The 11731-nt window shown below is 71.0% G+C and carries 12 protein-coding genes; 7 read left to right on the top strand and 5 right to left on the bottom strand.

What is annotated here, in order from left to right; translation table 11 throughout:
- The first annotated feature begins 177 nt into the window (after positions 1-177).
- From ACOBQB_RS23555 to ACOBQB_RS23540, 4 genes are read left to right on the top strand one after another with little or no spacing between them, the layout of a single operon-like run.
- Entirely contained in the window at positions 178-999 is an 822-nt protein-coding gene (locus tag ACOBQB_RS23555; protein ID WP_423594120.1) for an ABC transporter permease, read from the top strand.
- Positions 1000-1045: 46 nt separating this feature from the next.
- Entirely contained in the window at positions 1046-1912 is an 867-nt protein-coding gene (locus ACOBQB_RS23550) for an ABC transporter permease (RefSeq protein ID WP_423594119.1), read from the top strand.
- A 6-nt stretch (positions 1913-1918) separates the two neighbouring features.
- On the top strand, positions 1919-2884 hold the full coding sequence (locus ACOBQB_RS23545) for an ABC transporter ATP-binding protein (RefSeq protein WP_423594118.1): 966 nt from the start codon (positions 1919-1921) through the stop codon (positions 2882-2884).
- Between the two features lie 10 nt (positions 2885-2894).
- Positions 2895-3767 carry a DUF1707 SHOCT-like domain-containing protein gene (locus ACOBQB_RS23540; protein ID WP_423594117.1) on the top strand — a complete coding sequence of 291 codons (873 nt, stop codon included), beginning with the start codon at positions 2895-2897 and terminating at the stop codon, positions 3765-3767.
- Between the two features lie 167 nt (positions 3768-3934).
- Here ACOBQB_RS23540 and ACOBQB_RS23535 read toward each other — a convergent pair whose 3' ends face one another.
- On the bottom strand, positions 3935-5257 hold the full coding sequence (locus tag ACOBQB_RS23535; protein ID WP_423594116.1) for an SGNH/GDSL hydrolase family protein: 1323 nt from the start codon (positions 5255-5257) through the stop codon (positions 3935-3937).
- A gap of 428 nt (positions 5258-5685) precedes the next feature.
- On the opposite strand from ACOBQB_RS23535, the gene ACOBQB_RS23530 reads away from it, so the two are divergent.
- From ACOBQB_RS23530 to ACOBQB_RS23520, 3 genes are all read left to right on the top strand, one after another.
- Positions 5686-6897 (top strand): DUF445 domain-containing protein, encoded by a 1212-nt coding sequence (locus ACOBQB_RS23530; RefSeq protein ID WP_423598704.1) that lies wholly within the window; start codon positions 5686-5688, stop codon positions 6895-6897.
- Between the two features lie 199 nt (positions 6898-7096).
- Positions 7097-8617 (top strand): MFS transporter, encoded by a 1521-nt coding sequence (locus tag ACOBQB_RS23525; RefSeq protein ID WP_423594115.1) that lies wholly within the window; start codon positions 7097-7099, stop codon positions 8615-8617.
- Positions 8618-8663: 46 nt separating this feature from the next.
- Positions 8664-9638, top strand: a complete 975-nt coding sequence (locus ACOBQB_RS23520; RefSeq protein ID WP_423594114.1) for a GlxA family transcriptional regulator — start codon at positions 8664-8666, stop codon at positions 9636-9638.
- Between the two features lie 15 nt (positions 9639-9653).
- Here the strand turns inward: ACOBQB_RS23520 and ACOBQB_RS23515 are convergent, their stop codons facing one another.
- The 4 genes from ACOBQB_RS23515 to ACOBQB_RS23500 form a co-directional block, all read right to left on the bottom strand.
- Complete coding sequence (locus tag ACOBQB_RS23515) at positions 9654-9956, bottom strand: hypothetical protein (protein ID WP_423594113.1); 303 nt, start codon at positions 9954-9956, stop codon at positions 9654-9656.
- 102 nt (positions 9957-10058) lie between these two features.
- Entirely contained in the window at positions 10059-10571 is a 513-nt protein-coding gene (locus ACOBQB_RS23510) for a nucleoside deaminase (RefSeq protein WP_423594112.1), read from the bottom strand.
- A 102-nt stretch (positions 10572-10673) separates the two neighbouring features.
- On the bottom strand, positions 10674-10883 hold the full coding sequence (locus ACOBQB_RS23505) for a DUF397 domain-containing protein (RefSeq protein WP_423594111.1): 210 nt from the start codon (positions 10881-10883) through the stop codon (positions 10674-10676).
- Positions 10880-11728 (bottom strand): helix-turn-helix domain-containing protein, encoded by an 849-nt coding sequence (locus ACOBQB_RS23500; protein WP_423594110.1) that lies wholly within the window; start codon positions 11726-11728, stop codon positions 10880-10882. Before ACOBQB_RS23500 ends, ACOBQB_RS23505 begins: the two co-directional genes overlap by 4 nt.
- Positions 11729-11731: the final 3 nt, after the last annotated feature.

Below are 11731 nucleotides of genomic sequence, written 5' to 3'. Positions count from 1 at the left end.
AACTCCCGGTTAGCGTCGTACGTCCAGTGCGCCTCGTCACCCCCATTGCACACTGTCGCCACAGGAGTCGACACCAGGCACGCGCCCCCGAGGCGAAAATGCGTGGCGCGTGCGATCCCGGTCACAGTACGATCCTGCGCTTTGGCCCGATTCGGGACGAGGCTCACTGTGAAAGGGATGCACGTGCGCGCAGGACGGTTCCGTCTGTACGCCGCCGTCGCCGGGGGAGGGTTCCGCAGATACGCCACCTACCGGGTCGCGACCGCGGCGGGTGTGTTCACCAACACGGTCTTCGGGCTCATCCTCGCCTACACCTACATCGCGCTCTGGGACGAGCGGCCCGGCCTCGGCGGGTACGACCAGGAGCAGGCCGTCACGTTCGTCTGGCTCGGCCAGGCCCTGCTCACCGTCATGGCGCTGATGGGCGGCGGCTTCGAGGGCGAGCTGATCGAGCGGATCCGCACCGGTGACGTCGCCGTCGACCTCTACAGGCCCGCGGACCTCCAGGCCTGGTGGCTGGCGAGCGACCTGGGCCGCGCCCTCTTCCAACTCCTCGGGCGCGGCGTCCTGCCGATGGCGGCGGGCGCGCTCGTCTTCGACCTGGCGCTGCCCGCCGACCCGCTGCGCTGGCTCGCGTTTCTCACGGCCGTCGTGCTCGGGGCCCTTGTCAGCTTCGCGCTGCGCTTCCTGGTGGCGCTCTCCGCGTTCTGGACCATGGACGGCGCGGGCGTCAGCCAGGTGGGGATGCTCGCGGGCACCTTCTTCTCCGGGATGCTCCTGCCGCTGAACGTCTTCCCCGGGGTGCTCGGCGACCTCGCCCGCGCGCTGCCCTGGTCGGCGCTGCTCCAGGTGCCCGCCGACGTGTTCCTCGGCAAGCACACCGGCCCGGACCTCATACGGATGTACGCCTTCCAGCTCGGCTGGGCCGCCGCGCTGCTGAGCGCGGGGCGGCTGCTCCAGGCCGTGGCGACCCGCAGGGTGGTGGTCCAGGGTGGCTGACCTGTTCCGGCCGACGGACCCGTCACGCCCGGCTGACCTGTCACGGATGCGTTCCCGGCAGGCGCGGGTGCGTTCTGGGAAGGCACGGCTGCGTTCCCGGCAGGCGCAGGTACGCGACGGCCTGCGCGCCTACCGGCTGATCTCCGCCATGTGGGTCCGCTCCCTCATGGCCTACCGCCTGTCCTTCGCGATGACCGCGCTCGGCAACTTCGCGGTGACCGCTTTCGACTTCGCGGCGATCCTGCTGATGTTCTCCCAGGTGGACCGGCTCGGCGGTTACTCGCTGGCGGAGATCGCCTTCCTGTACGGCGCCTCGTGCACCGCCTTCGGCCTCGCCGACCTCGCCCTCGGCTCCATGGACCGGCTCGGCAAGCGGGTGCGCGACGGCACCTTCGACACGCTCCTCGTGCGGCCCGCCCCGGTCATCGCCCAGGTCGCCGCCGACCGCTTCGGGCTGCACCGGATCGGCAGGCTGACGCAGGGCGCGCTCGTCCTCACGTACGCGCTGGTGGTCCTGGACATCGACTGGACGGTGGTGAAGGTCCTGACGGTGCCGGTGATGCTGCTCAGCGGGGCGGGCATCTTCGGGGCGCTGTTCGTGGCGGGGGCGGCCTTCCAGTTCGTGGCGCGGGACGCGGCCGAGGTGCAGAACGCCTTCACGTACGGCGGCACGACGCTGCTCCAGTACCCGCCGACCGTCTTCGCCAAGGACCTGGTGCGCGGCGTCACCTTCGTCCTGCCGCTCGCCTTCGTGAACTGGCTGCCCGCCCTGTACGTCCTCGGGCGGCCCTATCCGCTCGGCCTGCCCGTGTGGACGGCGTTCACGCCGCCGCTGGTGGCCGCGGGCTGCCTCGCCCTCGCCGGGCTCGCCTGGCGCACGGGCCTTCGTTCGTACCGCAGTACAGGGAGCTGACGTCTCATGGAAACCGACCTCATCGAGCTGGACGGCGTCGAGAAGGTCTTCGACGTCCGCAAGAAGACGGGCTTCCTGCGGCGCGAGCGGCACGAGGTGCGGGCCGTCGACGGCATCTCCTTCACCGTGCCGCGCGGCGAGATGGTCGGCTACATCGGGCCGAACGGCGCGGGCAAGTCGACGACGATCAAGATGCTGACGGGCATCCTGACCCCGAGCGGCGGGCGGCTGCGGGTCGCCGGGATCGACCCCTCGCGCGAGCGCACCCGCCTCGCCCGGCGCATCGGCGTGGTCTTCGGCCAGCGCACCACCCTCTGGTGGGACCTGCCGCTCATCGACTCGTACCGCCTGATGCACCGCATGTACCGCATCCCGGACGCCCGCTACCGCGAGAACCTCGACCGGTGCGTCGAACTCCTCGAACTGGGAGCACTGTTGGACGTGCCCGTGCGCCAGCTCTCGCTCGGCCAGCGGATGCGCGGCGACATCGCGGCGGCGCTCCTGCACGACCCCGAAGTGCTCTACCTGGACGAGCCGACGATCGGCCTGGACGTCATCAGCAAGGCGAAGGTGCGGGAGTTCCTGCGCGACCTGAACGCGGAGTCCGGCACCACCGTCCTGCTCACCACCCACGACCTCACCGACATCGAACAACTGTGCAAACGCGTGATGGTCATCGACCACGGGCGTCTGATGTACGACGGTCCGCTGGCCGGCCTCCACGAGGTGGGCGAGAGCGAGCGCACCCTCGTCGTGGACCTGGAGCGTGAACTGCCGCCCATCGAGGTCGAGTCGGCGCGGGTGGTGAAGGTCGAGGGCCCGCGCCAGTGGCTCGCCTTCCCGGCGGCGGAGTCGGCGGCTCCCCTCGTCGCGCGGATCGCGGACCGGTACCCGCTGGTCGACCTGTCGGTCAGGGAGCCGGACATCGAGGCGGTCATCGCCAAGATGTACGCGGAGAAGGCGACCTCGTAGGCTGCCCCTCATGAGTGACGCTGCATCCTCCGGTGGAACCTCTCACGGACCCGACGGGCTCCGGCTGCCCGACCTGCGCGCCTCCGACGCCGACCGCGAGCGGGTCGCCGAACTGCTCAGGGAGGCGATGGCCGAGGGTCGCCTCGACATGGCGGAGTTCGAGGAGCGCCTCGACGCCACGTACAAGGCCCGCACCTACGGCGAGCTGGAGCCGATCACCCGCGACCTGCCCGCGCACGGCGCCGCCAAGGTCTCTATGGTGAAGCGGCCCGTGAGCGAGGACCCGGCGGCGATCGACTGGGCGGCGCGGATGGTGGACGGCGAACCGTCGTCGACCGGCGGCTTCGCGTTCTGGAGCGGGTTCAGCCGCAAGGGCGGCTGGGTCGTCGGGCGGCAGTTCACCGCGTTCGCGATGTGGGGCGGCGGCGAGATCGACCTGCGCGAGGCGTACTTCACCGAGCGCGACGTGGAGATCCGTTGCTTCACCATCATGGGCGGCCTCCAGGTGGTCGTGCCGCCCGAGATGAACGTCGTCGTCCGCGGCTTCGGGATCATGGGCGGCTTCGACGACAAGGCGACCGGGGTGGGGACCCCCGGCTCGCCCCGCGTGGTCGTCAACGGCTTCGCCCTGATGGGCGGCGTCGGCGTCGACCGCAAGCTGCGCAAGGCCGAGAAGCTGCGGCTGAAGGAGGAGCGGCGGCGCGAGAAGCTGGAGCGCCGGGAGGCGCGTCGTGCGGCGCAGCTGGAGGGCTCCGAGCGGCACCGCCTCAAGCACGGCGAGCGGCATGAGCTGCACATGCGCAAGCGCGAGAAGCGGCGTGAGGGGCAGGGCCCGACCGGGTCGCAGGACGTGCCGCAGGACAGCCCCGGGGACTCGCAGTAGGGGGAGCTCGGGTGGTCGGCGGCGCGTCTCGTCTGCGGATTGTCCGCGGCTGGCCGCGCAGTTCCCCGCGCCCCTGACGGGGCCCCTGACGGGGCTTCGGGCGGCCCGCGGACGAAGGACCGTCAGGCCCCGTCACCGGCAGGACCCGTCCGGCTCCGTCAGGACCGTCAGAGCTGCGCCGCCGCCGAGCTCTTGAGGTGCGAGAGGTTGAACGTCTGCGCCATCTCGCGGTAGCCCGCGTCCGACGGGTGCAGGTGGTCGCCCGAGTCGTACTGCTCGCGCAGCGTGCGCGGGTCGTACGGGTCGCGCAGGGCGCGGTCGAAGTCGACGAACTCGTCGAAGACCCGGCCCGAGCGGATCTGCTCGTTCACCGACTGGCGGACCGCTTCGAGCACGGGCCCGTAACCGCGGTGGCCGCCGAACGGCATCAGCGTCGCGCCGACGACCCGCAGGCCGCGCGTGTGCGCCTGCCGGGTCAGCTCGCGCAGGCCCTCGACGATGCGGTCCGGGTCGTTCTGGTGCGGGTTGCGCAGGATGTCGTTGACGCCGAGGGCGATGACGACGGCCTTGACGCCCGTACGGCCGAGCACGTCACGGTCGAAGCGGGAGAGCCCGGAGGGGTTGGCGGCGGGCCGCCCACGGCCGTCGGACAGGATGCGGTTGCCGCTGATGCCCTGGTTGACGACGCCGTAGCGCGGCGCGCCCGACTCGGTGCGCAGGCGGTCGGCGAGGACGTCGGTCCAGCGGCGGTTGGCGCCCGTCGTGGAGGTGATGCCGTCGGTGATGGAGTCCCCGAAGACGACGACGGTGCCGTCGGTCTCGGTGCTCCGCACGTCCACCGCGGAGAGGTAGCGCCAGTAGGGGCTCTGCTCGGTGTAGGCGTCGCCCGCCGCGTCCTCGGTGCGGTCGCCCTCGGCGACGAAGCTGATCTGGCGCGCGTGCGGGTGGTACGTCACCGGGCCCGAGGGCGTCGGCGAGTACGTCGTGACCAGCAGGTCGCTGTCGTGCGGGACCCGCAGCCTCGCACCGTCGCTCATCACCTGGGCGCCCGGCGGGATCACCACCGAGGTGTTGCCGTTGAACGTGAGGCGGCGCAGGGTGCCGGGGGCCGCCGCCGGGTCGTTCGACGCGGAGGCCAGCGCGATGGAGGCGTGGGTGATGCTCAGCGGCGTCGTGCCGTAGAGGTTCGACAGGGTGATGCGGGCGCTGTCGCCGCCGACGCTGGTGTGCACGACGTTGCGGATCGAGCGGCCGGCGAATCCCTCGCGTTCCGTGCCCGGTTCGTACCCGGCGGGCGAGGCGGACCAGGAGCCGACCCAGGTGCCGGAGGAGGCGGGGGCGGCGGAGTTGCGGGGGCCCTGCGGACCCGCGCTGATGGTGTCCCGCGAACCGTCGTCGGTGCCGGCGACGCCGACGAATATGGCGGCGGAAATCACCACTATGACCGCGACGACCGCGGCGAGAAGGGCATAACCGTGTCGCTTGGTCATGCGGGCTCTGTCTCCTCGGGCAGGGGGAGCCCCGAGGCTCCGGTGTGATCACCCCATGATGCGGCATGGGCCGTGAGGCGGCCGACAGTGCCCCCCTCCGTCCATTGAGACGCCGGGAACTTGTCGTTCGTTCCAGGAGTAGGGAGGAAGGGACGGAGAACACATGACGCGGGACCATGCGGTGAGGGACGAGACCGCGGACGACCCCGCGGACGAGGACGAGGCGAACGGGCCAGGTGGAGTGAGTGCAGAGCGCTGATGCGGAGAAGAGGCCTGAACCCGACAAGGGTCGCAAGGCGGGTGAGGGTACGCCGTTCGGAGCACCCCCGGTGGCTCCGGTGACGCCGGCGGCCCCGGTACCCCCGGTGGCTCCCGGCGGCTTCACGTACAGCCCCGCCGACGAGGAGAAGCGGCGCGGAGTGCGCCGGATGAAGATCACGGCGACGGGACTGCTCGTCTTCGTCGCGCTGGTCTACGTACTGGCGAAGTGGGCGCAGCACTCCGGAGCCGGCGCCTGGACGGGGTACGTCGCGGCGGCCGCCGAGGCCGGCATGGTCGGCGCGCTCGCCGACTGGTTCGCGGTGACGGCGCTCTTCCGGCACCCGCTCGGCCTGCCCATCCCGCACACGGCGATCATCCCGAACAAGAAGGACCAGCTGGGCGCCTCCCTCGGCGACTTCGTGGGGGAGAATTTCCTCTCCGCCGACGTCGTACGAGGCCGCCTGCACGCCGTGGGCATCGGCGGCCGCCTCGGCACCTGGCTGGCCCAGCCCGCGCACGCCGACCGGGTGACGGCCGAACTGGCCACGGCGCTCCGGGGGGCGCTGACCGTCCTGCGCGACTCCGACGTGCAGGCCGTCGTCGGGGAGGCCATCACGCGCCGGGCCGACGCCCAGGAGATCGCCCCCGGCATAGGGAAGATGCTGGAGAAGATCGTCGCCGACGGCGGCCACCGCAGGGTCGTCGACCTGGTCTGCGTACGCGCCCACGACTGGCTGGTGGAGCACGCCGACTCGGTGATGGACGCGGTGCAGGGCGGGGCGCCCGGCTGGACCCCGCGGTTCGTCGACAAGAAGGTCGGCGACCGCGTCTACAAGGAACTGCTGCGCTTCGTCACCGAGATGCGGGACATGCCCGAGCACCCCGCGCGCGGGGCCGTCGACCGCTTCCTCGCCGACTTCGCCGCCGACCTCCAGTCCGACTCCGACACGCGGGAGCGTGTGGAGCGCCTGAAGCGGGAGGTCCTCGGGCGCGGCGAGGTGCAGGACCTCATCGCCTCCGCCTGGTCGGCCGTACGGTCCATGATCGTGGCCGCCGCCGAGGACGAGCGCAGCGAGCTGCGGATGCGTGTGCGGGCCTCGCTGCTCTCGCTCGGCGCCCGGATGGCGCAGGACGGCCGGCTCCAGCAGAAGGTGGACGGCTGGGTCGAGGGCGCGGCGGTGTACGTCGTCACCACCTACCGGGACGAGATCACCTCGCTGATCACGGACACCGTGGCGGGCTGGGACGCGGAGCACACCTCGAAGAAGATCGAGGCGCATATCGGCCGTGACCTGCAGTTCATCCGGATCAACGGCACGGTGGTCGGCGCGCTGGCGGGGCTCGCGATCTACGCGGTGTCGCGGTTGTTCGTGGGGTGAGGGGGGCGGGCCGGTGATCAACTGGTGGGCCCAGCGCGCGTGAGGAAGCGTTTGCTGGGCACTCTGGAGGGGCTCGCTCAGTGCCGAGGGAGCCGTCGCCCGCGCAGCGCGACCAGCAGCGGGACCGCAGCGGGGCCAGCGTGCCCGGCAGGCGCGCGGCAGTACGGCGACGTGGGAACAGCGGAAGGAGCCGCCCGCCATGACCGCGTCGTCCACGCCCGCCGCGCCGCCGCCTCCCGACCCCGGCTCGGACCCTGGCTCGGTCCCTGGCTCCGGCCCGGGCTCCGAGGCCACCGTCACCACGGCCGTGCCGGCCCGCCTCGACCGCCTGCCCTGGTCCCACTGGCACTGGATGATCGTCATCGGTCTCGGCACGGTCTGGATCCTGGACGGCCTGGAGGTCACCACCGTCGGCAACATCGCCGGCCGCCTCTCCGAGGAGGGCAGCGGCCTTGCGATCAGCTCCGCCCAGGTCACCGGCATCGCGGCGGCCCTGTATGTGGCGGGCGCCTGCGCCGGGGCGCTCTTCTTCGGCCGGCTCACCGACAAGTACGGCCGCAAGAAGCTGTTCATGGTGACCCTCGCGGTGTACCTCGGCGCCACCGCCCTCACCGCGCTCTCCTTCGACGCCTGGTGGTTCTTCCTCTTCCGGTTCCTGACCGGCTTCGGCATCGGCGGCGAGTACGCGGCCATCAACTCCGCGATCGACGAACTGATCCCGTCCAAGTACCGCGGCCGCGTCGACCTCATCATCAACGGCAGCTACTGGCTGGGCGCGATCGGCGGCTCGCTGCTCTCCGTCGTCATGCTCAACACCGACATCTTCCCCAAGGACCTCGGCTGGCGGCTGACCTTCGCCATGGGCGTCGTTCTCGGCCTGGTGATCCTCCTCGTACGCCGCCACGTCCCGGAGAGCCCGCGCTGGCAGTTCATCCACGGCCGGAGCGAGGAGGCCGAGGCCCTGGTCTCGGCCGTGGAACGCGAGATCGAGCGGGAGAAGGGCGAGCCGCTGCCGCCGCCCGACCGCGAGATCACCATCCACCAGCGCAAGAGCATCGGCTTCGGCCTCATCGCCAGGACGGTCTTCCGCGACTACCCCAAACGCGCGACCCTCGGCCTCTCCCTCTTCGTCGGCCAGGCGTTCCTGTACAACGCGATCACGTTCGGCTTCGGCGCGATCCTGACCAAGTTCTACGACGTGCCGTCGGGCAGCACCGGCTACTACTTCGCCGTCATCGCCGCGGGCAACTTCCTGGGCCCGCTCTTCCTCGGCAAACTGTTCGACACGGTGGGCCGCAGGATCATGATCTCGTCGACGTACATCGTCTCCGGCGTCCTGCTCTTCCTCACGGCCTGGCTGTTCGACCGAGGCTCGCTGAGCGCGGCGACGCTCACGGCGTGCTGGTGCGTGGTCCTGTTCTTCGCGTCGGCGGGCGCGAGCAGCGCGTACCTGACGGTCTCCGAGATCTTCCCGATGGAGACCCGCGCCATGGCCATCGCCTTCTTCTACGCGATCGGCACGGCGGCCGGCGGCATCAGCGGCCCCCTGATCTTCGCCAAGCTGACGGAGTCGGGCGTCGTCGGCGACACGGTCCTGGCCTTCCAGATCGGCGCGGGCCTGATGTGCGCGGCGGGGCTGGTGGCGGCGGTGTTCGCGGTCAAGGCGGAGAGGCGGTCGCTGGAGGACATCGCGGAGCCGCTGTCGTCGGTGAAAGCGTGAGGGCAGCCGTGCGGTGAGGGGAGCCGTAGTGACGAGGGAGGCCGGGGTGACGAGGGTGACGGTCGCCGTCCTGGTCAGAGACGGCGTACTCCCCATGGAACTGGGCCTGGTCCACCAACTGCTGGGCACAGCGCGCTCACCCTCCGGCGGCCTCCTGTACGACGTCCGCACCTGTGCCCCGCGGCCCGGCAGGATCCGTACGGACGCGGACTTCCCGATCTACGCGGAGCACGGCCTGGACGCGGTGGCGGCGGCGGACACGGTGCTCGTCCCGGCGTCGCACGAATACGACGAGGACCTGGAACCGGGCGCCTTGGAACCGGAGTTGGTGTCGGCGCTGGCCCCCCGGGAGGGCCGCCGGGTGGCGTCCATCTGCACGGGCGCGTTCGTCCTGGCGGCGGCGGGCCTCCTGGACGGCCGCAGGGCGACGACGCACTGGCTGTCGGTGGACCGCTTCGCCCGGACGTTCCCCGCGGTGAAGGTGGACGCGGACGTCCTCTACGTCGACGAGGGCGAGGTGCTCACCTCGGCGGGCGAGGCGGCGGGCATCGACCTGTGCCTGCACCTGATCCGCTCCGAGCACGGCGCGGCGGTCGCGGCGGAGGTGGCCCGCCGCACCGTCGTACCGCCCCACAGGGAGGGCGGCCAGGCCCAGTACATCCGCCGCCCGCTGGCGGCAACGGAACCGCGGGTGGCGTCGACGGCGGGCGCCCGCGCCTGGGCCCTGGCACGCCTGGCCGAACCCCTGACGCTGGCAGAGCTGGCGGGGGTCGAGTCGATGAGCGTACGCACGTTCAGCCGCCGCTTCCGCGAGGAGACGGGCCTGACGCCGATGCGGTGGCTGACGCAGCGCAGGCTGGACCGGGCACGCGAACTCCTGGAGACCACGGACCACACGGTCGACCGCGTCGCGACGGAGACGGGCTTCGGCACGGCCGCGTCCCTGAGACAGCACTTCGGGGCGGGGGTGGGGGTGTCGCCGGGGGCGTACCGGGCGACGTTCAGGGGCGCTGTTCGGTGATCGTGCCCGGCTGGCTCAGCCCCGCCGGTCGGCGAAGAGGTACGAGGCGACTCCCACGGCGCCGGCGACCCCGAGAACGGACGGCCAGGCGCCGACCTTCTTGGCGAGCGGATGCGACCCGGCGAACCCGGCGACGTACGCGGCGCTGAGCGCGGCGGCGGTCTTCGCCCCGGCGGCCTCGCGCCACTGCCGCGCGGCGAGGCTCCCGGCGGCGGCGAGGACCACCCCACCGAGGGGTCGCTTCTTGGTGAACCGAGCGACGGCGTACCCGCCGACCAGCCCGCCAGCCGCCACGACCGCTCCCGGAATCCTCGCCATGATTGCCCGCCTTTCGGTGGTACGTCGTTGCTACGTCCCTGATGTCTTGCTTTCCTGGCCCGAGGCTAACGCGGGGCGACCGGCAGCCGGTGGGCGGGATGGTCAGAGCTTGGGCTCCACGGGGCCGGGCTGCGCGGCGGCCCACGCGGCGAGCACATCCACGGCGGCCGAGCGAGGCGTACCGCCGACGGCCACCTCGTCCACCAGCTGCCGCTCGGCGCTGGGCAACGCGACGTCGCGATAGAACCGCAGGTCCTCGTGCCCGTTGGCGGCGGCGTCACGTGTGGTGGCACCGTAGACGACCCGTGGAATCCCGGCCCAGTAACAGGCGACGAGACACATGGGGCAGGGCTCACTGCTCGCGTACAGCACGCCATCGGCAAAGGAGTACCGCCCGAGCCGCCGACCCGCGTCCCGCAGGGCCATGACCTCGGCGTGCGCGGTCGGATCATTCAACTCGACGACGGAGTTGGTCCCGTCCCCCACGACGTCCCCACCCACGACGAGAACGGCCCCGAAGGGTTTCTTGCCGCCGTCTTCCAGCGCGCGCCGGGAGTTGGCGATGGCGTGGTCGAGGAACGTGCGGTCTTGGGGGGTTTGGGGGGTGTAGGGCAAGGGTCTTCCCCTCCTTGCGGCTCGTAGTCGGCCGGCGGTGTCGTCAATGCCGGACATCGACCTTATGCCCGCCGAGAGCGACAACAAGGGAGGGACGGGGCGCTAACCGAGCGTCGCCCGGTGGATGCCTGCGAGAAAGCCGTCCCACGCCTTCGGCCGCACGGCGACGAGCGCGCCGCGGGGTCGCTTCGAGTCACGTATGAGCACGTCGTCATCGGTGAGGGCTACCTCGACGCACTCGGTTTCATTGCCACCGCTGTACGACGACTTGAACCAGACAGGGCTGTGGGCGGCAGTGCGGCACGTACTCATGCCATCTCCTCGCGAACTCGCTCGATCAAGGCCGATGAGGCGGCCATATCCAGTGCCTGTGCGCGGAGATAGTCGAACGCGAGCCGGTATCTGTCCAGTTCCTCTTCCTTCTCCATGAACACTGAGCCGACGTGCAGGTCGACGTATACGACGTCCAGAGACGGTTCACGGCCGCAGAAGATGACAAAGCTGCCGAGGGCGGCGGCATGAGCACCCCGGGAGAAGGGGAGTACCTGCAGTGTGATGTGCGGGGATTCGTTGGCCCGCAGCAGGTGGTCTAGTTGCTCCCGCATCACGGCGGGTGAGCCGACGACGCGTCGGACGACGGATTCGTCGAGGATGGCCCAGAGCCGCAACGGGTCCGGCCTTCTGAGGATCTCTTGACGTTTCATGCGGATGTCGACGAGCCGCTCGATGTCCTCGGGAGTCCGCTCCATCTCGTTCGCTTGCTGCACTGCGGCGGTGTAGCTGCGCGTCTGAAGCAGCCCTGGCACATAGACGCAGGAGAAATGTTCTTCGCGTGAGGCCTCGTCCTCCAGGGTCAGCAAGAGGTTCATGCTCTCCGGGATGGAGTCCGAAAAAGATCTCCACCACCCTTGCTGCTTGGCGTCCTTGGCCAGTGAGACGAGCGCCTTTCGCTCGGCTTCGGCGGCGTCGTAGGCGCGGCAAAGCGCCTCCACGATCAGCCACTTGACGGGCCCTTCGCGCGTCTCGTACCGGCTGACCGTTGCCTTCGAGACGCCGACGCGGAGACCGGCTTCTTCCAGCGTCAGGCCTTTGCGGGCCCGGAGCTTGCGCAAGGTTGCGCCGAGCTGGCGTCGGCGGGTGGTGGGCCTTGCGGACACGTC

It is taken from the genome of Streptomyces sp. G5(2025) (genome assembly GCF_049542075.1).
Lineage (GTDB): Bacteria > Actinomycetota > Actinomycetes > Streptomycetales > Streptomycetaceae > Streptomyces.
The sequence above is the reverse complement of the archived record's forward strand: the minus strand, read 5'-3'. Positions and strand labels throughout refer to the sequence as shown.